We start from the raw sequence: 22,183 nt of genomic DNA, 5'->3' as shown, positions 1-22,183 counted from the left end.
CCATGACCACCCCGACCGGGCTGCCGGACGCCCTGCAGCGGCTGCGCGACTCCGTCGCCGCGGCACCGCTGGGCCTGGCGACCACCGGCCGCGATGCCGCCGCCCGAACCGCCCGCGCCGTCGTCGACCAGGTCGACGACTACCTCCTGCCCCGCCTGCGTGACCTGGACGCCCCGCTGCTGACCGTCGTCGGCGGCTCCACCGGCGCCGGCAAGTCCACGCTGGTCAACAGCGTGCTCGGCGCCCGGGTGACCACCCCGGGCGTGCTCCGGCCGACGACCCGCTCGCCGGTGCTGGTCTGCTCGACCGCCGACGTGGGCGCCTTCTCCGGCGACCGGGTGCTCCCGGGGATGGCCCGCACCACGGGCGAGGGCGACACGATGAGCGGCATCACGCTCGTGCCCACCGACGCCCTGCCGCCCGGCCTGGCCCTCGTCGACGCCCCGGACGTCGACTCGGTCGTGGAGGCCAACCGCGAGCTCGCCGGGCAGCTGCTGGGCGCGGCCGACCTGTGGGTGTTCGTCACCACGGCGGCCCGGTACGCCGACGCCGTCCCGTGGGACCTGCTGCGGACGGCGCAGGAGCGGGGCACCGCCCTGGCCGTCGTGCTGGACCGGGTGCCGCCCGAGGCGGTCGGCGAGGTGGCCGAGGACCTGGCCGGGATGCTGCAGCGCGGCGGGCTGGGCGGCGCCCGGCTGTTCGTCGTCGAGGAACGGCCGCTGGTCGACGGCTTCCTGCCCGCGGACCAGGTGGCGCCGCTGCGGGACTGGCTGCACGGGCTCGCCGCCGACCAGGAGCAGCGGGCCGCCGTCGTCCGGCAGACGCTGGCCGGCGCGCTGGAGAGCCTCAGCGGCCGGGTCGACGCCGTCGTCGCCGGCGTGGAGGAGCAGGCGACCTCCGCCGAGGCGCTCCGGGCCGCCGTGGACGCCGCCTACGCCCGGGCCCGCGCCGCGATCGACGAGGGCGTGGGCAACGGCAGCCTGCTGCGCGGGGAGGTGCTCGCCCGCTGGCAGGAGTTCGTCGGCACCGGCGAGTGGATGCGCAGCCTGCAGGGTCAGGTCGGCCGGCTGCGCGACCGGGTGGCCGCGGCGTTCAGCGGCCGGCCCAACCCGGCCGCGGACCTGCAGGGCGCGCTCGAGTCCGGCGTCGAGCTGCTGCTGCGCGCGGAGGCCGACCGGGCGGCGGAGAAGACCGTCACCGCCTGGCGCACGCTGCCCGGCGGCATCGCGCTGATCGGCGGCCGGGAGACCGAGCTGGACGGCGTGTCCCCGGCCTTCACCGGGGTGGCCGCCGACGAGGTGCGCGACTGGCAGGGCTTCGTGCTGGAGCTGGTCCGCCGGGAGGGCGCGGGCAAGCGGTCGCAGGCCCGGCTGCTGTCCTGGGGGGTCAACGGCGCCGGTGCGGCGCTGATGATCGCCGTCTTCGCCTCCACCGCGGGGCTCTCCGGCGCCGAGGTCGTCATCGCCGGTGGCACCACCGCGGTCGGTCAGCGGCTGCTGGAGGCGGTGTTCGGCGACAACGCCGTCCGGGAGCTCGCGGTGCAGGCCCGGGCCGACCTGGACGCCCGCGCCGACCGGGTGCTGCGCATGGAGCAGGACCGGTTCGCCGAGCTGCTGGACGACGTGGCGCCCACCCCGGACGCCGCAGCCGAGCTGCGCGCCGCGGTCGCCGGGCTGGCCACCGCCCGCGGGGCCCGGGCGTGAGGCTGGGCGGCGGGCGGCGCACCGAGCTCTCCCTGACCGACCGGCTGGCCGCGCTGCGCGAGGCGGTCGAGGTCGCCGAGGGCCGGCTCGACGTGCCGGAGGTGCCCCGTGCCCGCACCCTGCTGGCCAAGGCCGGTGCCCGGGAGGCGCTCGGTGACGCGACCGTCGTCGCGCTCGCCGGGGCGACCGGCAGCGGCAAGTCCACCCTGTTCAACGCGCTGAGCGGCAGTGAGGTGAGCACCCCCGGGGTGCGCCGGCCGACCACCGGCGTCGCGCACGCCAGCGTGTGGGGCGAGCACGGCGCCGACCGGCTGCTGGACTGGCTTCAGGTGCCGCGCCGGCACCGGGTGCAGCCGGCCGAGCCCGCGCTGGACGGGCTGGTGCTGCTCGACCTGCCCGACCACGACAGCATCCGGCTGGAGAACCGGCTGGAGGTCGACCGGCTGGTGGAGCTGGTCGACGTGCTGGTCTGGGTGCTCGACCCGCAGAAGTACGCCGACGCGGCGGTGCACTCGCGGTACCTGGCGCCACTGGCCGGGCACGCGGGGGTGCTGGTCGTCGTCCTGAACCAGGTCGACCGGCTGGACGACGCCTCGGTCCGGGCCTGCCTGGCGGACCTGCGCGGGCTGCTCGACCGGGAGGGGCTGGCCGCGACGCCCATCGTGCCGACCGCGGCGCGCACCGGGGCCGGGCTGCCCGAGCTGCGCGCCGAGCTGGCCTCCCGGGTGGCCGCCCGGCGGGCGGCCACCGACCGGCTGGCCGCCGACGCCCGGGCCGCCGCGGCCGCGCTGGCCGAGCACTGCGCGCCGGACGCCGGCGAGGACCGCAGCCAGGACCGCGACGAGCGTGAGGGGCTGGCGGACGCCCTCGCGAACGCGGCCGGGGTGCCGGCCGTCGTCAGCGCGGTCGAGCGCTCGGCGCGCCGCCGGGGGAACCAGCACACCGGCTGGCCGGTGCTGCGCTGGACGTCGAAGCTCCGGGCCGACCCGCTGAGCCGGCTGCACCTCGGGGACGAGGCGGCCCGGACCTCGCTGCCCGAGGCCGGTGCGGTGCAGACCGCGGGCATGGACGCGGCGCTGCGCCGGGCCCGGGACGCCGCCGGCCAGGGGCTGCCCCAGGCCTGGCGGGACGAGCTGCGGCGCACCTCGGAGCTGTCGGAGGAGCGGCTGGCCGACCGGCTGGACCGGGCCGTCGCCGGCACCGACCTGGGGCCGGACCGCACGCCGATCTGGCAGCGGGCGGTCGGCGGGCTGCAGTGGCTGCTCGCGCTGGTGGCGCTGGCCGGGGCGCTGTGGCTGCTCGGCCTGGTCGGGCTCGGCCTGCTGCAGCTGGAGGACGTCGTCCCGCTGCCGCGGGTGGAGGGCATCCCGGTGCCCACCCTGCTGCTGGTGGGCGGGCTGCTCGCCGGGCTGCTGCTCGCGCTGGTGAGCAGACCGCTGGTGCACGCCGGCGCGCGCAGACGCGCTCGGCAGGTGCGCCGGCGGCTGACCGACCGGGTGGCCGAGGTGGCCGACATCGAGGTCCTCGAGCCGCTGACCGAGGCCCGCGCCGACCACGACCGGTTCTGCGCCGCGGTCACCCGCGCCGGCAGCTGACCTCACCCGGGCACGCTCGTGCGCTGCTCACCGTGGTGAGCAGAGCACGAGCGTCGCGCAGGAGGACCCCCTCGGAGCAGCGGCCGGTCAGGCCCCGGGTCCCGTGAACCAGCTCGGGCCCGCGGCGCGGCGGGCCTCGACCGGTACCGGGCTGCTCGGGGCCGGACGCGTCCGGGGCTGCTCCACCGGGTTCCGGCGGTGCAGCCACGGGCCGACGATCCCGGCCGCGACGCCGCCGAGGGCGACCAGGCCGGCGATGACCAGTGCGGGTGTACCGAGGAGCATGGACATCACCCTCCGTCGCGAGGAGCGCCCGGTGACCGGGGCGGATGAGGCAAAGGTGGGGCCCGGGCGCCGGCCTGTCAACTGCGTCCCGACGCTCAGTCGCCGAGCGTGGCCGACTCCATGCTCGGGACCGGGAGCGCGGTGGGCGTGGGACGGCGGGCCTGCAGGGCCAGCCCGGCGACGGCGAGCAGGGCCAGCACGATGACGCCGACGCCGTAGACCTGCGCGGTCCGCTCCAGGCCGATGTGACCGGCCGCGATGCCCGCGGCGATGGCCGGCAGGCTGAACCCGAGGTAGCTGACGGTGAACACCGCCGAGAGGAGGGCGGCGCGCTCACCCGGCGCGACGCCGCGGGTGACGGTGGCCATCGCGCCGAGGAAGGCCGACCCGAAGCCGAACCCGGAGACGATCGCGGCGACGAAGAAGAAGGCCAGCGACCCGGTGGACAGCGCGGCCACGGTGCTGCCGACACCGGAGGCGAAGACCAGCGCGCCGATCACCATCAGGCGGGCCGGAGCGACGCCCCGCATGGTCAGCGAGCCCACCAGGCCGGTGCCGTTGAGCGCGAGGATCAGCAGGCTGCCGACCACGTGGTCCTGCTCCCCGAAGACGCCGGCGACCAGCGAGGGGCCGAGCGAGGCGTACAGACCGCCGAGCGCCCAGGTGGCGATCAGGCAGGGCAGGACGACCAGGAACGCCCGGCGCTGCGAGGTGGGCACGCGGACGCTGGGCACCAGCGAGGCAGCCGTACCGGGCAGCTGCGGCGAGGACTCCGGCAGGAACACCCACACGCCGACGGCGGCGACCAGGCACAGCGCGGTGAGCAGCCCGAACACCCAGTCGGTGGGGGAGGGCAGGAACTCCACGGCCAGACCGGCGCCGACCGCGCCGAGGGACAGGCCGAAGCCGGGGGCGGCGGAGTTGACCAGCGGGCCGAGCGGGCGGTCCAGGCGCTGCAGGTCCAGCAGCGCGGCACCGAACGCGCCGGTCATCGCACCGGTCGCGAAGCCCTGCACGATCCGGGCGGTGAGCAGCCAGCCGACGCCGTCCGCGGTCAGGAACAGCACCATCGACGCGGCCTCCAGGACCAGCGCCGAGGCGAGCACCGGGCGCCGGCCGACGTGGTCGCTGAGCCCGCCGACCACCAGCAGCGACACCAGCAGGGCGAAGGTGTAGACGGCGAAGACGACGGTGATCACGCCTGGCCCGAACCCGAACTGCTCGGCGTAGACCCGGTACAGCGGCGAGGGCACCCCGGACGCGGCGAGCACGAGCACCAGCAGGACGGCGACGGTCCAGAAGGCGGCGGGCCGGGCGAGCACTCGACGGGGCACGCTCGGGTGCAAGCCGCAACGGGCCCGCGGTGTTCCCGTCAGCCGGGGTAGCGGCGGCTGGTGAACACCGTGCCGGCCGGGGTGACCCGGGTCTGGGTGGAGCCGATCAGCACCAGGCAGCGCATGTCCACCGTCTCGGGGTCGAAGGCGTCCAGCGTCGTCACGGTGACCGACTCCTCCGGCCCGCCGACGTCCCGGCCGACGACGACCACCGTCTCGGGCTTCCGGACCTCCAGCAGCAGGTCGCGGGCCTCGGCCAGCTGGTGCGGCCGGGCCCTGGAGCGGGGGTTGTACAGCGCGATCACCAGGTCGGCGGCGGCCGCGTGCCGCAGCCGGTCCAGGACGACGTCCCAGGGCTTGAGGACGTCGGACAGGCTGAGCACGGCGAAGTCGTGGCCCAGCGGCGCACCGACCCGCGAGGCCACCGCCTGGGCCGCGGTGAGCCCGGGCAGGACCCGCACCTCGACGCCGGCGAACTCCGGCTGCGCGGCCACCTCGAGCACCGCCGCGGCCATCGCGAACACCCCGGGGTCGCCGCTGGAGACGACGGCCACCCGTCGGCCGTCCTTGGCCAGCCGGAGGGCGGCGGCCGCCCGCTCGGCCTCGACCCGGTTGTCGCTGGGGTGCCGGACCTGCCGCGGGTTGGCCGGCACGCGGTCGAGGTAGGGGCCGTAGCCGACCAGGTCGTCGGCGCGGGACAGCGCCTCGGCGGTCTCCGGCGTCGTCCAGCTGCGCTGCCCGGGGCCCAGCCCGACGACGACGACCTCACCGGTGCGCGGTTCGTCCTCGCGCGGCTGCTCGGGTCCGGGCACCGGGCCGGTCAGCTCGCTGGGCAGCAGCGCCAGGGAGAAGTAGGGCACGGTGTCCGGGTCGACCTCGGCCAGCGGCATCGTGCGCTGCTGCGCCGTCGTGGCGCGCTCGACGTAGAAGGCCCGGTCCAGGACGCCGGCGTCGGCGAAGGCGTCGCGGACGTTGCGGAAGGTGCGGCCCAGCTTCATCACCGCGGCCGAGTCCGTGGTCGCCAGCCACTCGGCCAGTTCCTCGGTGGGCAGGGTGCCGGGCAGCACGGTGAGCACCTCGTCGCGCTCGACGAGCGGCTGGCCGAGCACCGCGGCCGCACCGCTGACGCTGGTCACGCCCGGCACCACCTCGGTCGGGTACCGGTGCGCCAGCCGCTTGTGCATGTGCATGTAGGAGCCGTAGAAGAACGGGTCGCCCTCGGCGAGGACGACGACGTCCCGACCGGCGTCCAGGTGCGCGGCCAGCCGGGCGGCGGCGGCCTCGTAGAACTCGTCGATCGCCCCCTGGTAGCCGCCGGGGTGGTCGGTGGTCTCGGTGGTGACCGGGTAGACCAGCAGCTCCTCGACCTGCCCCTCGCGCAGGTACGGGGCGGCCAGCGCGCGGGCGACCGACCGGCCGTGCTGGGCAGCGTGGAACGCGACGACGTCGGCCGCAGCGATCAGCCGCGCGGCCTTGACCGTCACCAGCTCCGGGTCGCCGGGCCCGAGCCCGACCCCGTACAGCCGCCCGCTCACGCCACGCCCCCGGCCACCATGGCCCTCATTCGACGTCGCTCGCGATCGCGTTGACGGCGGCTGCGGTGATCGCGCTGCCCCCGCGCCGGCCGCGCACCACCAGGTGCTCCAGGTCGGAGGCGGCCAGCGCCTCCTTCGACTCCACGGCGCCGATGAAGCCGACCGGGATGCCGACGACGGCGGCCGGCCGGGGCGCGCCGCCGGCGACCAGCTCCAGCAGGTGGAACAGCGCGGTCGGGGCGTTGCCGATCGCGACGACGGCGCCGTCGAGCCGGTCGCCCCACAGGTGCATCGCCGCGGCGGTGCGGGTGGTGCCCAGCTCCCGGGCCAGGTCGGGAGTGCGCGGGTCGTTCAGCGTGCAGACCACGTCGTTGTCCTTGGGCAGTCGGCGGCGGGTGATCCCGGAGGCCACCATCTGCGCGTCGCAGAGCACCGGGGCGCCGGCGTCCAGCGCCTCGCGGGCCCGCTCGACGACTCCGGGGGAGAAGCCGACGTCGTCGACCAGGTCGACCTGCCCGCAGGCGTGGATCATCCGGACCGCCACCCGGGCCACGTCGGCCGGCAACCGGGACAGGTCGGCCTCGGCGCGGATGGTCGCGAAGGACTGCCGGTAGATCTCGGCGCCGTCGTGCTCGTAGTCGTACATCAGTCCTCTTCGACTCGGTAACCGGAAGGCGTCGCGACGACGTCGACCACGCCGCCCTGGGGCCGGCCGCAGCGCCGCTCACAGCCCACCCAGTGCTGCCGGGCGCCGCCGGCGGGCAGCGCCCCGGCGCGGACGGCGGCGGTGGCGTCGGCGCGGACGTCGGCCAGCGACTTCGCGCACCCCGGCCGCCCGGCGCAGGTGGTCACCTGCAGCCAGGGGCTGGCCTCGTCGAACACCATGCCGCCACGGAACAGGTCGACCGCGGCGTCGTCCACGGCGTCCTCGGCGAGGTCGGGCACGACGACGCTGCGCCACGGGGTCAGCTGGGCCTCGGCGGCCAGCCGGGCGAGCAGGTCGGCCTGGTCGGCGGTGAGCCGGCCGAGCGGGACGACCCCGATCAGCGCGGTGCGCCCGTCGAGCTGGGCCGCGGCGCCCACCGGCCCGGTCACCAGTGGGTCGGGCACCTGCACCGCTGGGCCGTGTTGGCCACCATGGCCCTCCAGGCGGGCGGCGACGCGGGCGGGGCCGTCGGTCAGCTCGGCCAGCCGCCAGGCCGACGACCCCTGGGCCGCGCGCTCGGCGAGGAAGGCCCGCGCGGCGGCGAGCGCCAGGGCGACGGCGTCCGCGGGCCGGGTGCGGAGTCCGGAGTCGGTGCCGGCGAGGGTGAGTGCCACGGTGCCGGGGGCGAGGGCGAGCAGGCCGACGTCCCCGCCGAGGCCGGCGACGTCGCCCCGGCCGTCGTCCAGGGTGGCGAGGAACCGGCCGGGCAGCCCGGCGAGGACGGGGTCGGCGCGCAGCCCGGCATCCAGGTCGCGCACCCACGACCGGACGTCGAGGTGCCCGTCGGCGGTCCGGCCGGACAGCGTGCTGGCCAGCACGTTCCGGACCCGCTCGTGCGTGTCGCTGGGCAGCAGCCCGGCGGCGGCGAGCCGGGCACCCAGGGAGGTCTCCGCGCCGGGCGCCAGGCCGCGGAGCTGCAGGTTGCCCCGGCTGGTCAGCTCCAGGTGCCCGTCGCCGAGCTCGCGGGCCGAGGCCGCCAGCGTGCGCAGCTGGTCGGCGGAGAGCGTGCCGCCGGGCACCCGCACCCGGGCCAGGCCGCCGTCGGCGGCGGCATGGGCCTGCAGCGCGCCGGGGCAGGCGTCGGCCCGGTCCCGGGACGGCGCGGCGGCGGGGAGGGCAGGAGATGACATGGCGCCCGCGAGGCTACTTCCCACCGGGCCCCGCAGTCCCGCCGTCCCGGTGCGCCTCGCGCACACCGACGCCCGGGATCAGCCCTGATGACCGCCCGCAGCGGGTGGTCGGCGGCTCCGGCCGGGCCGGAGCCGGCGACCCCGGCGGTCGGCGGCGCGGTCGCCGCCGTCCGGTCGGGCCGGACCGCAGAAGGTCAGCAGGGCCAGTCCCCGTCCGGACGTCGGCGCCACGGTCGGCCCGTCAGCCCAGCGTCGCGCGGTCGAAGGACATCCACACCGCGCGGCGGTCGGCCCGGGTGCGCACCTCGGCCATGGCCGCCACCCGGCGCTGCTGGTCGGGGGTGGCGCGGCGCTCGACCACGGCCAGCTCGGCGTTCCGCATGGCGCGCTCCGCGGCCCGCTCGGCCGGGGTCTCGGGCAGCTGCTGGCTCGTGTCGTCGTCGTCCGGGACCCCGTCACCCCCGGCCCGGTAGGGGCTGTCCACCGGCAGGTTCCCGCTCACCCGGCCGTACGCGCCCAGCGTCAGCAGGACGAGCCCGGCGACGATCGAGAAGATCACGTTCGCCATCGAGAAGGCCAGGATGTTGAGGTCGGTCTCCAGGACGGCGAGGTTCGCCAGCGCGGAGACGAGGAACAGCACGCCGATGACCAGCATCGTCGTCGAGGCCACCCGCGACCCGCGCAACGCGGCGGCGACCAGGACGGCCGCGGTGACCAGCGAGATGGTGGACAGCAGCCCGTTCGAGGACAGGCCGGCGACCCGCTGGCCGTCGGTGGAGAAGTAGGCCAGACCGTTGACGAGGCCGAGGACGCCGAAGGCGGCGATCACCGCGGCGACGACCACGGCGCCGGTCCGGTGGACGGCGGGGACGAGCCCCTCCTCCTGCGCCGAGGAGGAGGAGTGCGGCAGGTGCAGAGCGTGGGTCATCTCAGGAACTCCGGGAGGGAGTCGGGTACCGGGCCGGGCGGCATCCGGCCACCGTGAGCTACCCCACTTGATGCGGGTCAATTCTGTTGGACGCGACTTTTCGTGTTCCGTTGCGCGCGCCCGCCGGGAAGGTCCGCGCGCCCCGCTCTGTTGGCGGGCAGTGGAAGGAGCGTCATGACCCAGCCCAACGCCCGTCAGCCGCACGACGTCGACCTGCACTCCGAGTACCTCCGCGCCGACCTGTTCCTCGCCATGGGCCAGCCCATCGAGGCAGCCAAGGTGCTCGAGGGTGTGCTCGAGGCCGAGCCGGACAACCAGGCCGCCCTGGAACTGCTCGCCCGCAGCTACTTCGGGTCCGCCCAGCTGAACCGGGCCGAGACGTCGTTGGCCCGCCTGGTGGAGCTGGCCCCGGCCAACGGCTGGGCCCGGCGGGCACTGGCCCGCACGCTGGAGCGGCAGAGCCGCGCGGCGGACGCCGCCGTGCACCACCGCGTGGCCGACGCCCTCGGCGCCGCCTGAACGAGGACCCCTCCGCCCGCACGCCGCGCAGGCTCGGCGCAGGCCCCTGAGGAGAGCGAGCCGGCCCCGACGGCGAGGACCAGTCGACCGGTGATCACCGGGCAGCAGCCGCACCCCTGAGCATGACGGGCAGCGACCGGACACTCCGATCGGCGATTGACCGTGGGCGGTCGGCAGCGCACGCTCTCGCACAGGTCCCGCACATCTGGAGAGGGTCACGATGCCGTCACCCACGTCCTCCCGCCGCACCGCCGCAGTCATCGCCCTGCTGGTGCTCGGGGTGTTCGCGCCCGCGTTCGCCGGCACCGCGCAGGCGGCGCCACCGCCGTCGGCGGGGTCGCAGCCGTCGATCGAGCCCGTGATCGACGCCAACTTCCCCGACCCGGACACCCTCCTCGTCGACGGCGTCCACCACGCCTACGCGACCAACAACGCCGGGCAGAACGTCCAGCACCAGACCTCGACCGACCTGGTCCACTGGACGCCGCGGCCCGACGCCCTGCCGGCGCTCGGCGCCTGGACCGGCCCGTGCACCTTCCCTCCCGGCGGGGCGACCGACCGCTGCGTGTGGGCCCCTGAGGTCACCACGGTCCAGGGCGGGTACGCGCTGTACTACACCGCGCGGGACGGCACCACGGAGCGCCAGTGCATCGGGGTCGCGACGTCGACCTCGCCGGACGGGCCGTTCGTGCCGGTGGGCACCGAGCCGCTGGTCTGCCCGAACGGCGAGAACGGCACCCAGGACCTCGGCGGCGCGATCGACGCCAGCACCTACCGCGAGAACGGCCAGCTCCACCTGCTGTGGAAGGCCGACGGCAACTGCTGCGAGGGCAAGACGGCGATCATCTTCATCCAGCCGCTGTCCGCCGACGGCACCACGCTGACCGGCCCGCCGACCGAGCTGATCCGCCGCGACCTGCCGTTCGAGGGCAACGTCGTCGAGGCGCCGACGCTGGTGGAGCACGGCGGCACGTACTACCTCTTCTACTCGGCCAACGACTTCGCCGGGGGCGGCTACCGCACCAACTACGCGACGTCCTCCAGCATCACCGGGCCGTACACCAAGTCCCGCACCGAGCTGATGACCACCGACCGGTTCCAGGGCGACGTGCGCGGCCCTGGTGGCCAGGACGTCGTCACCCACCCCGACGGCAGCACCTCGATCGTCTTCCACGGCTGGGACCCGACCTACACCTACCGTGCGATGTACGTCAGCGACCTGGACTGGTCCTCAACCGGCGTCCCGTCGGTCGAGGAGGCGGCCACCCGCTACCAGGCCGAGCTCGGTGTGATCACCGACGCGCGGGTCGTCCCGGACGACACCGCCTCCGGGCTGGCCAAGGTCGGTGGCCTGGACTTCGCCGGCAGCTCGGTCACCCTTCGGGTGTTCGCGGACGAGGCCGGGCCGGCGACGCTCGGCATCCGCTTCGCCAACGGCTCGGAGAAGGGCGGCTACCCCGTCGAGTCGACCGACACCGTCACGGTCAACGGCCGCGACGCCGGCACCGTGACCTTCTGGCACACCACCTGGGGCAACTGGCAGATGGTCGAGCACCGGGTGGAGCTGCAGAAGGGCTGGAACACGGTCACCCTCACCCGTGGCACCTTCTACGCCGAGCTGGACGCGGTGGACGTGTACTGACCTCCGCCGCAGCGACGGGCCCCCGGCCGGGGAGCGCCCCGGCCGGGGGCCCGTCCTGCTGTCCGGGGCAGGCCGCACTGCGGGGCTGTGATGTGCTGGGTGCCGCCGTCCACCGGCCGCCGCGCCCCGCGCCACGACTCGAGCACACCGCTCGGCCAGGAGAACCCCGATGAACCGCCGCACCGCCCCGCGCCTGCTGCTCACGCTCGCCGTCGCCGCCTCGCTGGCCGCGTGCGGCGGCGACGACGAGGGGACGTCGTCCGCCGGGTCGGGCGCGACGTCCTCGGCGTGCGAGAGCCGGCCGCCGTCGACGGAGGCCCCAGCCGGGGTCTCCACCGACCTCGCGGTCAAGCCGGAGGCGCCCTGCTTCGACGCCGCGCCCCCGACCGACCTGGTGGTCAGCGACGTGGTGGTCGGCACCGGCGCCGAGGCGGTCGCCGGCAGCACCGCGACGATGAAGTACGTCGGCGCCTTCTACGAGACCGGCGAGGAGTTCGACTCCTCCTGGAGCCGCGGGGCGGACGAGACGTTCCCGGTGACCGTCGGCGCCGGGCAGGTCATCGCCGGCTTCGACCAGGCCGTCGAGGGCATGCAGGTGGGCGGACGGCGGATGGTCGTCATCCCCAGCGACCTCGGGTACGGCCCGGACGGCCAGGGGCCGATCCCCGGCGACGCGACCCTGACCTTCATCGTCGACTGCGTCGACGTCACCTGAGCCGTCGGCGTCAGAGCAGCCGGGCGCGACCGGCCTGCACGCCCGCGGCGGCCTGGACCACCAGCACGGCGAGCAGCACCCACAGCGGCGCGGTCCAGCTGCCCGTCGCGTCGTGCAGCGCCCCCAGCAGGACCGGGCCGGCGGCGGCCAGGGCGTACCCGACCGACTGGGCCATCCCGGACAGCGCCGCGGCCTGGTGGTGGTCGTGGGTCCGGAGCCCGAACAGGGACAGGGCGAGGACGATGTTGGCGCCACCGCCGGCGCCGGCGAGCACGATCCACAGCAGCGAGGCCGCCGGCAGGGCCAGCTGACCCGCGATCCCGATGGCCACCAGCCCGGCCGCGCCGCCGATCAGCAGCCGCTGGTCCGCGCGGCGGGGGATGAGCCGCGCCGTCGCCAGGTTGGCCAGCAGGCCGGCGACCTGGAGCGCGAACAGGTGCCAGCCCGACGCGGTGGCGGAGGTGCCGTGGGCCTGCTCCACCGAGGGCCACCAGGTGATCAGCGTGTAGTAGACCGTCGACTGGGTGCCCATGAACAGGGTGACCTGCCAGGCCAGCGCCGATCCCCACGGCGACCGGGAGCGGACCGTGGTCGCCGCGTCCACCGGCACGCTGCGGCGCCGGAGCTGGGGGAGGAAGACCGCCAGCGCGACCAGGGCCAGCCCGGCCCAGATGCCGAGCGCGAGCCGCCAGCCGTGCTGGGTCGTGCCGGCCAGCGGGACGGCGAAACCGGACGCCAGCGCCGCGGCGGCGCCCTGGACCGAGGAGTAGAGGCCGGTGACCTGGCCGATCCTGTCCGGGTACTCCCGCTTGACCAGGGACGGCAGCAGCACGTTGATCACCGCGATGGCGATCCCGAGGAAGGCGGTGCCCACCCACAGTGCGGGGATCGAGGGCAGCGAGCGGACCACCGTGGCCGCAGCCAGGACGGCGAGCGCGGCGCCCAGCGCGCGCTCGATGCCGATCCGGCGCGCCAGGGCCGGCGCGAGCGGTGACACCACGGCGAACGCGACCAGTGGCAGGCTGACCAGCACCGACGCCGTCGCGCCGCCGATGTCCAGGTCGGTGCGGATGTCCTCGATGACCGGGCCGACCGAGGTGATCGCCGCCCGCAGGTTGACCGCGATGAGCAGGATGCCGGCCAGCAGCAACCCCGACCGGGGGGCCGTGCCGGGTCGGGTGCCGGTCGCCGTACCGCTCGCCATGGGGGGATCTCCTCGTCGTCGGCGGCGGGCTGCCGCCGGTTTCGCTGTGCAACCGAGCCGCGGATCACGCTAACCGACCGCTGATCGAGGGGCCGCGCGCGCTCCGGCAGGACCGGCCCGCCGGGTAGCGTCTGCGTCACCCACGGCAGTGCAGCAGGGAAGCCGGTGCAAGACCGGTGCGGTCCCGCCACTGTGACCCCGCTCGCGGGGGAGCCAGACACCTCGGCTGCCGTGCCCGACGACCCGGGGCGCGGACCCCGAGGGAGGCATGGCCTTGAGCTCTCGCACCTACACCCTGCTGTCGACGTCGGACACCGACCTGCTGTCGGCCCGGTCCTGCCCGGCGCAGTGGCGGCTGGGCAACCCGACCCGGCTCGGCGCGGCCGGGATGGTGGAGCTCGCCGCCGGCAGCGACCTCGTCGTCGTCCGGATCCTCGGCGTGCGCCGGCAGTACGAGGAGATGCTGGCCCCGCTGCTGGCCGGCCCTGCGCCGGTCGTCGTCCTCGGCGGGGAGAACGTGCCCGACGCCGAGCTGATGGAGCTCTCGACCGTCCCGATGGGCGTGGCCACCGAGGCGCACGGCTACCTCGCCCAGGGTGGCCCGGACAACCTGGCGCAGCTGCACCGCTTCCTCGGCGACACCCTGCTGCTCGAGGGCGAGGGCTTCGAGCCGCCGTCGGTCGCGCCGGAGTGGGGCGTGCTGGACCGTTCCTCAGCCGTGACGGAGGGCCCGGTCGTCGCCGTCCTGTACTACCGGGCGCACCACCTGTCCGGGAACACCGGCTTCGTCGAGGCGCTGTGCACCGCCATCGAGGACGCCGGCGGCCGCGCGCTGCCGGTGTTCACCGCCTCGCTGCGGACGGTCGAGCCGGGCCTGGTCGACGTGCTGCGCACCGCCGACGCCCTCGTCGTCACCGTGCTCGCCGCCGGCGGGTCCCGGCCGGCCACCGCCCAGGCCGGCGGGGACGACGGCGCCTGGGACGTCGGCGAGCTGGCTGCGCTGGACGTCCCCGTCGTCCAGGGGCTGTGCCTGACGTCGAGCCGCGCCGACTGGGCCGCCAGCGACGACGGGCTCTCCCCGCTGGACGTCGGCAACCAGGTCGCCATCCCCGAGTTCGACGGCCGGCTGATCAGCGTGCCGTTCTCCTTCAAGGAGACCGACGCCGACGGGCTGACCTCCTACGTCGCCGACCCCGAGCGGGCCGCCCGGGTCGCCGGGACGGCGGTCGCGCACGCCCGGCTCCGGCACACCCCGCCCGGCGAGCGCCGGATCGTGGTCATGCTGTCCGCCTACCCGACCAAGCACGCCCGGATCGGCAACGCCGTCGGCCTGGACACCCCGGCGTCCGTCGTCCGGCTGCTGGCCGCGATGTCCGGCGCCGGCTACGACATCGGCCCCTTCGACGGCCCCGAGGCGCTGCCCGGCGTCGCCGACCTGGACGGCGACGCCCTGGTGCACGCCCTCATCGCCGCCGGCGGGCAGGACGAGAACTGGCTCACCGAGGAGCAGCTGTCCGGCAACCCGGTGCGCATCCCGGCCGGGGAGTACCAGCGCTTCTTCGACACCCTGCCCGCCGACCTGCGCGCGGCGATGGTCGAGCACTGGGGGCCCGCCCCGGGCTCGCTGTTCGTGGCCGACGGCGACATCGTCTTCGCCGCGCTCCGGGCCGGGAACGTGGTGGTGATGGTCCAGCCGCCGCGCGGCTTCGGGGAGAACCCGATCGCGATCTACCACGACCCGGACCTGCCGCCCTCCCACCACTACCTGGCCGCCTACTGGTGGCTGCGATCTTCCCCGGCCCGCGGAGGGTTCGGAGCGCACGCGATGGTGCACGTCGGCAAGCACGGCAACCTGGAGTGGCTGCCCGGCAAGACCGTCGGGATGTCGGCTGCCTGCGGGCCGGACGCCGCGCTCGGCGACCTGCCGCTGGTCTACCCGTTCCTGGTCAACGACCCGGGGGAGGGCACCCAGGCCAAGCGCCGGGCGCACGCCACCCTGGTCGACCACATGGTGCCGCCGATGGCCCGGGCCGACTCCTACGGCGACATCGCCCGGCTGGAGCAGCTGCTGGACGAGCACGCCAACATCGCCGCGATGGACCCGGCCAAGCTGCCCGCCGTCCGGCAGCAGATCTGGACGCTGCTGCAGGCCGCCAAGCTCGACCACGACCTCGGCCTGGCCGAGCGGCCCGAGGACGACCACTTCGACGAGATGATCCTGCACGTCGACGGCTGGCTGTGCGAGATCAAGGACTCCCAGATCCGCGACGGGCTGCACGTGCTCGGCGCCCCGCCGGCGGGGCAGAACCGGGTCGACCTGGTGCTGGCGATGCTGCGGGCGCGGCAGATCTGGGGCGGCTCGGTCGCGCTGCCCGGGCTGCGCGAGGCGCTGGGGCTGACCGAGGACGGCACCGCCGGGCTGCACGCCACCGACGCGGTCGAGGCGCGGGCCGAGGCGCTGGTCGCCGGCATGGAGGAGCGCGGCTGGGCGGCCTCGGCGATCGCCGACGTCGTGGGAGGGGTCCTCGGGACGACGGACGACCAGGTGACCGCCGTGCTCCGGTTCGCCGTCGACGAGGTGGTGCCCCGGCTGGAGCGCACCACCGACGAGCTGGACATGACCCTGCACGCCCTGGAGGGCGGCTACGTGCCGGCCGGGCCGTCGGGCTCGCCGCTGCGCGGGCTGGTCAACGTGCTGCCGACCGGCCGCAACTTCTACTCCGTGGACCCGCGGGCGATCCCCTCGCGGCTGGCCTGGGAGACGGGGTCGGCGATGGCCGAGTCGCTGGTCGAGCGCTACCAGGCTGACCACGACGGGCAGTTCCCGCGCTCGGTCGGGCTGTCGGTGTGGGGGACGTCGGCGATGCGGACGTCGGGCGACGACGTGGCCGAGGTGCTGGCGCTGCTCGGCGTCCGGCCGGTCTGGGACGATGCCTCCCGCCGGGTCACCGGGCTGGAGCCGATCGGGCTGGACGAGCTGGGCCGGCCGCGGATCGACGTCACGGTGCGGATCTCGGGCTTCTTCCGGGACGCCTTCCCGCACGTGGTGACCATGCTGGACGACGCGGTGACCCTGGTGGCTGCCCTCGACTCGGAGTCCGCCGAGCACAACTTCGTGAAGGCCCACGTGGACGCCGACGTCGCCGGTCACGGCGACCGGCGGCGGGCGACCACCCGGGTGTTCGGGTCGAAGCCGGGCGCCTACGGGGCCGGGCTGCTGTCGCTGATCGACTCACGGGACTGGCGCGGGGACGCCGACCTGGCCGAGGTGTACGCGGTGTGGGGCGGCTACGCCTACGGCCGCGACCTGGACGGGGTGGACGCCCGGCCGGACATGGAGGCCGCGTACAGGCGGATCGCGGTCGCCGCCAAGAACGTCGACACCCGCGAGCACGACATCGCCGACTCCGACGACTACTTCCAGTACCACGGCGGGATGGTCGCCACCGTCCGCGCGCTGACCGGGTCCTCGCCGGAGGCCTACATCGGCGACTCCACCCGGCCCGAGCAGGTCAGGACCCGGTCGCTGGTCGAGGAGACGTCCCGGGTGTTCCGCGCCCGGGTGGTCAACCCCAAGTGGTTGGCCGCGATGCGCCGGCACGGCTACAAGGGCGCCTTCGAGCTGGCCGCGACCGTCGACTACCTGTTCGGCTACGACGCCACGACCGGCGTGGTCGCCGACTGGATGTACGAGAAGCTCGCGCAGACCTACGTGCTCGACCCGGAGAACCGGGAGTTCATGGAGACGTCGAACCCCTGGGCGCTGCACGGCATCGCCGAGCGGCTGCTCGAGGCCGTGGACCGCAACATGTGGGCCGAGCCGGACCCGGCGCTGCTCGCCGAGCTGCAGCAGGCCTACCTGGACACCGAGGGCGACCTGGAGGGCGGCGACACGCAGGCGGCGGCTCGCCGTTGATCAGCAGGAGGACCCCGTCCCTCTCACCCCTCGCAAGCTCGGGGTGAGCCTCCGGACGGGGCCGATGAAGGCGCCCGGAGCGATGAGTTCGTCGTCGCCCGGCGGTCTCCAGCTGCATGGCGACGACTCTGCTGGCGATCGGCACCCGCAAGGGGCTCTGGCTCGCGACGAGTGAGGACCGGCGCAGCTGGTCGCTCTCGTCACCGCACTTCCTGATGACCGAGGTGCCGAGCATCGGGATCGACACCCGCGGTGGGCGCACCCGGCTCATGATCGGCGTGCGCTCGGAGCACTTCGGCCCGACGGTGGTGCACTCCGACGACCTCGGCGTCACCTGGGACGAGCCCGAGCACGGCGCCATCCGGTTCCCGGCCGACACCGGCGCCGCCGTCGAGCGCATCTGGCAGCTGCACCCGGACTCCGCCGACCGGCCGGGCGTCGTCTGGGCCGGCTGCGAGCCCATCTCGGTGTGGCGGTCGGACGACGGCGGCGACTCCTTCGCGCTCTGCCGCGGCCTGTGGGACCACCCGCACCGGTCGGAGTGGGGCGCGGGCTACGGCGGGGCGGCGGCGCACTCCGTCGTCCCCGGGCCGGAGGGCACGGTGCACGTCGCGATGAGCACCGGCGGGGTCTACCGGACGACGGACGGCGGGGGGTCCTGGCAGCCGCGCAACTCCGGGATCGGCGCCTACTTCATGCCCGGGCCGGCGCCGGAGTTCGGGCAGTGCGTGCACAAGATCGCCCGGGACGCCGTCGACCCGCGGCGGCTGTACGCGCAGAACCACCACGGCGTCTACCGCTCCGACGACGACGGCGACTCGTGGACCTCGATCGCCGACGGGCTGCCCTCGGACTTCGGCTTCGTGATGCTGGCGCACCCGCGCCGCGCCGGGACCGTGTGGGTGGTGCCGCTGGTCGCCGACGGCGAGCGGATCCCGCCCGGCGGCGAGCTGGCGGTGCACCGCAGCGACGACGCCGGGTCGAGCTGGCGCCGGCTGGCCGACGGGCTGCCGGCGCACGAGTACAACGCGGTGCTGCGCGACGCGGCCTGCGTCGACGCGGGCGACCCGGTCGGCGTGTACGTCGGCACCCGCGGCGGGGAGGTCTACGCCAGCGCCGACGAGGGGGAGTCGTTCGGCACCGTCGCCTCCCACCTGCCCGACGTGCTCTGCGTGCGGGCAGCGGTGCTGGGGGCGACCGAGCTCGCGAGGTCGCCGGAGGACAGGGCACGGTCCGGCGCGAGCGCGACGAGCGCCAGCGAGGAGGACTCGTGACGGTCCAGGTGCTGCTGCCGCGGCTGCTGGCCGAGTGCACCGGCGGCCGGACGTCGATGGCGCTCGACGTGCCGGCCCGGACGACCGTCGACGCGCTGCTGGACGTGCTCGCCGCCGAGCACCCGGTGTTCGGCCGCCGGGTCCGGGACGAGACCGGCGCACTGCGCCGGCACGTCAACGTCTACGTCGACGGCGAGGAGGTCCGGCGGCTGTCCGGGCTCGACACCCCGGTGCCAGCCGACGCCGAGGTCATGGTGGTGCAGTCCGTCGCCGGTGGCTGAGCGCGACGGCACGCCGTGCACGCGGGCCCTGAGGTCCTGGGGCGCGCTGCCGGTCGCGACGGGGAGGACGGTGGCGGCATGGGCATCCTCAGCAGGCTGACCGGCTCCGCGAAGAGCACCGGCGCGCGCGCCACCGGAGGCCGCGCCACCGGAGGCCGCGCCGCCGGGGGAGGCACCCCTGGCGGGCGCAGCACCACCGGCAAGGGCATGGGCGGCGGGCTGGGCGGCCGGGCCAGCGACGGCCGCGGCCGGACCGGGCGTTCGTTCGGGGGCTTCCGGGCCCGCGGTCAGGCCGCCACCGGCCGGTCGGGCACCACCGGCGCGCAGGGCCGGACCGGGCGTTCCTTCACGGGCTTCGGCACCCGCGGTCGGGCGGGCACGGGACGTGGGCGCGCTGCTCCGAAGTCCTCCGGAGGGTTCGGCAAGCTGTTCGGCTCGCTCACCGGGAAGCGCTGACTCAGCGCACCAGGACGGCGGCGGCCAGCAGGGCGACCGTCGCGGTCACCTCCCCCATCGCGCCCATCACGTCACCGTTGACCCCGCCCAGGCGCGCCTGGGCCCGGCGGCGCAGGGCCCCGGCAGCCAGCCACCCCAGCGCCGTGGCGCCGACCAGGGCCAGCGCCCGGCCCCACCCGTGCCCGGAGGCGAGGACGACGGCGCCGACAGCGGCCAGGGACACGACGGCGGTGCCGGTCAGCCAGCGCCGCGACACGGTCCCGGCGACCGCGGCGCCCAGCGTCGAGCCGGCGGCGATCGGGGTGCCGGGCAGCCCCGTGCCGGCCATCGCCACCCGGGCCGCGACCGTGGCCACGGGCAGGGTGAGCCAGCCCCCGTCGACGGTCAGCAGCTGGGCCGTGCAGGCGACCTGCAGCAGCAGGGTCAGCACGAGGGTGGCCACGCCGAAGGGGCCGACGTCACCTGCCCGCATCACCTGCAGGGCACGCTCCCGGCCGCGCAGCGGGCCGAGGCCGTCGGCGGTGTCGGCCAGACCGTCCAGGTGCAGGCCACGGGTGAGTGCCGCGAGCACGGCGACGGCGAGGACGGCGCCGACCAGCGGGCCGGCGTACCGGCCGCCGAGCCACCCCACCGCGGTGGCCAGCGCGCCGAGGACGAGCCCGACCAGCGGCGCCCACGGCAGCACACCGCGGGCCGACGACGCCGCCGGGACCCGGGCGATGCTGAGCACGGCGAAGGCCTCGGCGGGACCGGACCAGGGCCGGCGCGTCACCGGAGGCGCTGGGGGAGGCCGGCGACGACGAACCACACCTCGTCCGCGGTGGCGGCCAGCCGCTGGTTGACCGACCCGAGGGTGTCCCGGAACAGCCGGCCGGCGCGGGTCTCGGGCACCACGCCCAGGCCGACCTCGTCGCTGACGGCCACGACGTGCGCGGGCGTCATCACCCAGTTGTTGACCAGGGCGTCGCAGCGCTGCGCGAGCCGGTCCAGCGCGGCCCGGCGGTCGCCGGACCGGTCGGCAGCGTGGGCGCCACCGCCGTCGAGGGTGTCCCAGATCCCGGTCTCGTCCATCAGCGCGGCGACCCACGTGGTGATGCTGTCGACCAGCACGGCACCGCCCCGCACGAGCTCCGAGGGTGAGGTGCTCTCCACCGTCGTCCAGCTGACCGGGCGGCGTGACCGGTGGGCGGCGATCCGGTCGCTCCACTCGGCGTCGGCGTCGTCCCGGCGGGAGGTGGCGAGGTAGGTGACCTCCAGCTCGCTGTCCAGCAGGTGCTCGGCATGGGCGGACTTCCCCGACCGGGAGCCGCCCAGGACCAGGACCTTGCTCACGACTCGGCTCCGGGGTCGTTCCGCTCCTCGGTCGCTGGCGCTCCCTGCGATGCTCGCTCGCCCGTCGTCCTCGCGACGCTCACGACTCGGCTCCGGGGTCGTTCCGCTCCTCGGTCGCTGGCGCTCCCTGCGATGCTCGCTCGCCCGTCGTCCTCGCGACGCTCACGACTCGGCTCCGGGGTCGTTCCGCTCCACCAGCTCCAGCCGGGTGACCGACCCGTTGTGCGGCGTGACCGCGGGCAGCTGGTCCGGACCCAGACCGGCCGCCACCGCCTGTGCCGCCCGGATCGTGTCGCCGTGGGTCACCAGGGCGAGCACCGGGGCAGGTGGGTCGGCCAGCAGCTGGGCGAACAGCCCGGCCACCCGGCCGTGGAGCTGGGCCAGGCTCTCCCCGCCCTCGGCGGACCAGTGCGGATCGGTCCAGTCGACGACGTCCCACAGCTCGCGGGAGGGCCGGCCCTCGAGCACGCCGTAGCCCTGCTCGCGCAGCGCCGGGGTGGTCCCGACGGTGAGCCCGGTGGCCGCCGCGCAGTGCTCCGCCGTCTGCACCGCGCGGAGCAGGTCGCTGGACAGCAGCGCGCCCGGTCCCGCGCCGTCGCGGCCCAGCCCGGCCAGCTCCGCAGCGGCCCGGGCGGCCTGCTGGTGGCCGAGCTCGGTCAACGGCACGTGCGGCGTCTGCCCCTGCATGAGGCCGGCGGCGTTCCACGCGCTCTGGCCGTGCCGGACCAGGAGCAGGGTGAGCGAGGCGGCCATCGTCGGGGGAGCCTATGCGGCGGACGGTTCCGGGGCGGCGGTGGTCCGGCGCCACGCGGCTCGTACCGTCGCAGCCGTGACCATCCCGCTCCGCCCCGGCGCCGGCCGGGTCTCCCGGCCCGCCGCCCGTCCGACCGGCCCCGACCCGCTGGCCGGCCTGCTGGGCCTGCCCGGGGTCCCCGAGGCCGCCGAGGCCGCCCGCACGGCGGTCGACCGGTTGCTCGGCCACAAGGTGCTGCGCCGGGAGTCCGCCGGGGTCAGTGCGGAGTCGGCGCTGCGGGGAGCGCGGGCCTCGGCCGCGCTCGAGGGCGTGGACCTGCCGCTGGCAGCGCTCCGGGCGGGCGAGGTCGACGACCCGGTGGTGCAGGGCGCGCTGCGGGTCTCCGGAGGGCTGGGCTCGATGGTGGAGACCTGGGACCGCGCGCCGGGCCAGGTGCTCGCCCGGCTGCACGTGCTGGCCGCCACCGGGCTCGCCGCCCCGGCCGACCTCGGCCGGCCCTCGGGGAACGCCGGGCCGCGGCTGGCCGGGCTGCTCAGCGTCATCACCGGCGCGACCACCGTCCCGGCGGTGGTGGTCGCCGGCGTCGTCCACGGCGAGCTCGCGGCGCTGGCGCCGTTCGGCACGCAGGACGGCGTGGTCGCCCGGGCCGCCGGCCGGCTCGTGGGCATCACCCGCGGCCTGGACCCGAAGGCGGTCTCGGTGCCCGAGGTGGGCCTCGCCGAGCTGGGCCGCGGCGCCTACGCGGAGGCGCTGGCCGGGTACCGCTCCGGTGAGCCGGCCGGTGTGGCCGGCTGGCTCGTGCACTGCGCCCGGGGCACCGAGCTCGGCGCGGCCGAGGGCCTGGCGATCTGCGAGGCGCTGCTCCGCGGCTGAG

20 protein-coding genes and 1 riboswitch are annotated in these 22,183 nt (G+C 76.0%); of the genes, 10 read left to right on the top strand and 10 right to left on the bottom strand.

Annotated features, from left to right (window positions below; all coding sequences use genetic code 11):
- Positions 1–2: 2 nt before the first annotated feature.
- Together FHL80_RS10250 and FHL80_RS10245 are read left to right on the top strand one after the other, a co-directional pair.
- Positions 3–1,703 carry a GTPase family protein gene (locus tag FHL80_RS10250; RefSeq protein WP_138733322.1) on the top strand — a complete coding sequence of 567 codons (1,701 nt, stop codon included), beginning with the start codon at positions 3–5 and terminating at the stop codon, positions 1,701–1,703.
- Entirely contained in the window at positions 1,700–3,298 is a 1,599-nt protein-coding gene (locus FHL80_RS10245; protein WP_138733321.1) for a YfjP family GTPase, read from the top strand. The genes FHL80_RS10250 and FHL80_RS10245 overlap by 4 nt, the downstream gene beginning before the upstream one ends.
- Positions 3,299–3,385: 87 nt before the next feature.
- On the opposite strand, the gene FHL80_RS10240 is transcribed toward FHL80_RS10245, so the two are convergent.
- The 6 genes from FHL80_RS10240 to FHL80_RS10215 form a co-directional block, all read right to left on the bottom strand.
- A complete protein-coding gene (locus tag FHL80_RS10240) occupies positions 3,386–3,583 on the bottom strand; it encodes a hypothetical protein (RefSeq protein WP_138733320.1) in 198 nt (65 codons plus the stop codon).
- A 95-nt stretch (positions 3,584–3,678) separates the two neighbouring features.
- On the bottom strand, positions 3,679–4,917 hold the full coding sequence (locus FHL80_RS10235; protein WP_138733319.1) for an MFS transporter: 1,239 nt from the start codon (positions 4,915–4,917) through the stop codon (positions 3,679–3,681).
- 38 nt (positions 4,918–4,955) lie between these two features.
- Positions 4,956–6,452, bottom strand: a complete 1,497-nt coding sequence (locus tag FHL80_RS10230) for a precorrin-2 C(20)-methyltransferase (protein ID WP_138733318.1) — start codon at positions 6,450–6,452, stop codon at positions 4,956–4,958.
- Between the two features lie 25 nt (positions 6,453–6,477).
- Complete coding sequence (locus FHL80_RS10225) at positions 6,478–7,098, bottom strand: precorrin-8X methylmutase (RefSeq protein WP_138733317.1); 621 nt, start codon at positions 7,096–7,098, stop codon at positions 6,478–6,480.
- On the bottom strand, positions 7,098–8,288 hold the full coding sequence (gene cobG / locus FHL80_RS10220; RefSeq protein ID WP_138733316.1) for a precorrin-3B synthase: 1,191 nt from the start codon (positions 8,286–8,288) through the stop codon (positions 7,098–7,100). Before cobG ends, FHL80_RS10225 begins: the two co-directional genes overlap by 1 nt.
- Before the next feature lie 241 nt (positions 8,289–8,529).
- The gene (locus tag FHL80_RS10215) at positions 8,530–9,216 is read right to left on the bottom strand and encodes a DUF4383 domain-containing protein (RefSeq protein WP_138733315.1); all 687 of its coding nucleotides are present in this window, start codon (positions 9,214–9,216) and stop codon (positions 8,530–8,532) included.
- A gap of 174 nt (positions 9,217–9,390) precedes the next feature.
- On the opposite strand from FHL80_RS10215, the gene FHL80_RS10210 reads away from it, so the two are divergent.
- From FHL80_RS10210 to FHL80_RS26215, 3 genes are all read left to right on the top strand, one after another.
- Positions 9,391–9,735 (top strand): tetratricopeptide repeat protein, encoded by a 345-nt coding sequence (locus tag FHL80_RS10210; protein ID WP_138733314.1) that lies wholly within the window; start codon positions 9,391–9,393, stop codon positions 9,733–9,735.
- Between the two features lie 220 nt (positions 9,736–9,955).
- Positions 9,956–11,377, top strand: a complete 1,422-nt coding sequence (locus tag FHL80_RS10205; protein ID WP_138733313.1) for a family 43 glycosylhydrolase — start codon at positions 9,956–9,958, stop codon at positions 11,375–11,377.
- A gap of 169 nt (positions 11,378–11,546) precedes the next feature.
- Positions 11,547–12,092, top strand: coding sequence for an FKBP-type peptidyl-prolyl cis-trans isomerase (locus tag FHL80_RS26215; RefSeq protein WP_138733312.1), 546 nt, complete (start codon positions 11,547–11,549; stop codon positions 12,090–12,092).
- A 10-nt stretch (positions 12,093–12,102) separates the two neighbouring features.
- On the opposite strand, the gene FHL80_RS10195 is transcribed toward FHL80_RS26215, so the two are convergent.
- Positions 12,103–13,296: a CynX/NimT family MFS transporter gene (locus FHL80_RS10195; RefSeq protein ID WP_138733311.1), complete on the bottom strand. Its 1,194-nt coding sequence runs from the start codon at positions 13,294–13,296 to the stop codon at positions 12,103–12,105.
- Positions 13,297–13,451: 155 nt separating this feature from the next.
- A riboswitch (cobalamin riboswitch) is annotated at positions 13,452–13,519 on the top strand.
- Between the two features lie 51 nt (positions 13,520–13,570).
- Between FHL80_RS10195 and cobN the strand changes: the two genes are divergently transcribed.
- The 4 genes from cobN (at position 13,571) to FHL80_RS10175 (ending at position 19,223) form a co-directional block, all read left to right on the top strand.
- A complete protein-coding gene (gene cobN / locus FHL80_RS10190) occupies positions 13,571–17,212 on the top strand; it encodes a cobaltochelatase subunit CobN (protein ID WP_216870587.1) in 3,642 nt (1,213 codons plus the stop codon).
- A 116-nt stretch (positions 17,213–17,328) separates the two neighbouring features.
- Positions 17,329–18,486 (top strand): beta propeller repeat protein, encoded by a 1,158-nt coding sequence (locus FHL80_RS10185; RefSeq protein ID WP_138733309.1) that lies wholly within the window; start codon positions 17,329–17,331, stop codon positions 18,484–18,486.
- A complete protein-coding gene (locus tag FHL80_RS10180; protein WP_138733308.1) occupies positions 18,483–18,767 on the top strand; it encodes a MoaD/ThiS family protein in 285 nt (94 codons plus the stop codon). Before FHL80_RS10185 ends, FHL80_RS10180 begins: the two co-directional genes overlap by 4 nt.
- Before the next feature lie 78 nt (positions 18,768–18,845).
- Entirely contained in the window at positions 18,846–19,223 is a 378-nt protein-coding gene (locus tag FHL80_RS10175; RefSeq protein ID WP_138733307.1) for a hypothetical protein, read from the top strand.
- A gap of 1 nt (position 19,224) precedes the next feature.
- On the opposite strand, the gene FHL80_RS10170 is transcribed toward FHL80_RS10175, so the two are convergent.
- From FHL80_RS10170 to FHL80_RS10155, 3 genes are all read right to left on the bottom strand, one after another.
- Entirely contained in the window at positions 19,225–19,995 is a 771-nt protein-coding gene (locus FHL80_RS10170) for an adenosylcobinamide-GDP ribazoletransferase (protein ID WP_138733306.1), read from the bottom strand.
- Entirely contained in the window at positions 19,992–20,555 is a 564-nt protein-coding gene (gene cobU / locus FHL80_RS10165) for a bifunctional adenosylcobinamide kinase/adenosylcobinamide-phosphate guanylyltransferase (protein WP_138733305.1), read from the bottom strand. Before cobU ends, FHL80_RS10170 begins: the two co-directional genes overlap by 4 nt.
- Positions 20,556–20,717: 162 nt before the next feature.
- Positions 20,718–21,308 carry a histidine phosphatase family protein gene (locus tag FHL80_RS10155; protein ID WP_138733304.1) on the bottom strand — a complete coding sequence of 197 codons (591 nt, stop codon included), beginning with the start codon at positions 21,306–21,308 and terminating at the stop codon, positions 20,718–20,720.
- 76 nt (positions 21,309–21,384) lie between these two features.
- Between FHL80_RS10155 and FHL80_RS10150 the strand changes: the two genes are divergently transcribed.
- Positions 21,385–22,182, top strand: a complete 798-nt coding sequence (locus FHL80_RS10150) for a Fic family protein (RefSeq protein ID WP_216870586.1) — start codon at positions 21,385–21,387, stop codon at positions 22,180–22,182.
- Position 22,183 lies beyond the last annotated feature (1 nt).

The organism is Modestobacter excelsi (assembly GCF_005930495.1).
GTDB classification, from domain to species: domain Bacteria; phylum Actinomycetota; class Actinomycetes; order Mycobacteriales; family Geodermatophilaceae; genus Modestobacter; species Modestobacter excelsi.
Note: the sequence above shows the minus strand (reverse complement) of the source record. Positions and strands in the feature narration are given on the sequence as shown.

Excerpts from the sequence above, each read along its gene's own strand:
- FHL80_RS10175 (WP_138733307.1), top strand. The coding sequence starts at position 18,846 with ATGGGCATCCTCAGCAGGCTGACCGGCTCCGCGAAGAGCACCGGCGCG.
- FHL80_RS10205 (WP_138733313.1), top strand. The coding sequence starts at position 9,956 with ATGCCGTCACCCACGTCCTCCCGCCGCACCGCCGCAGTCATCGCCCTG.
- FHL80_RS10215 (WP_138733315.1), bottom strand. The coding sequence starts at position 9,216 with ATGACCCACGCTCTGCACCTGCCGCACTCCTCCTCCTCGGCGCAGGAG.
- FHL80_RS10185 (WP_138733309.1), top strand. The coding sequence starts at position 17,329 with ATGGCGACGACTCTGCTGGCGATCGGCACCCGCAAGGGGCTCTGGCTC.
- FHL80_RS10225 (WP_138733317.1), bottom strand. The coding sequence starts at position 7,098 with ATGTACGACTACGAGCACGACGGCGCCGAGATCTACCGGCAGTCCTTC.
- FHL80_RS10210 (WP_138733314.1), top strand. The coding sequence starts at position 9,391 with ATGACCCAGCCCAACGCCCGTCAGCCGCACGACGTCGACCTGCACTCC.
- FHL80_RS10250 (WP_138733322.1), top strand. The coding sequence starts at position 3 with ATGACCACCCCGACCGGGCTGCCGGACGCCCTGCAGCGGCTGCGCGAC.
- FHL80_RS10155 (WP_138733304.1), bottom strand. The coding sequence starts at position 21,308 with ATGGCCGCCTCGCTCACCCTGCTCCTGGTCCGGCACGGCCAGAGCGCG.
- FHL80_RS10240 (WP_138733320.1), bottom strand. The coding sequence starts at position 3,583 with ATGCTCCTCGGTACACCCGCACTGGTCATCGCCGGCCTGGTCGCCCTC.
- cobG (WP_138733316.1), bottom strand. The coding sequence starts at position 8,288 with ATGTCATCTCCTGCCCTCCCCGCCGCCGCGCCGTCCCGGGACCGGGCC.
- FHL80_RS26215 (WP_138733312.1), top strand. The coding sequence starts at position 11,547 with ATGAACCGCCGCACCGCCCCGCGCCTGCTGCTCACGCTCGCCGTCGCC.
- FHL80_RS10195 (WP_138733311.1), bottom strand. The coding sequence starts at position 13,296 with ATGGCGAGCGGTACGGCGACCGGCACCCGACCCGGCACGGCCCCCCGG.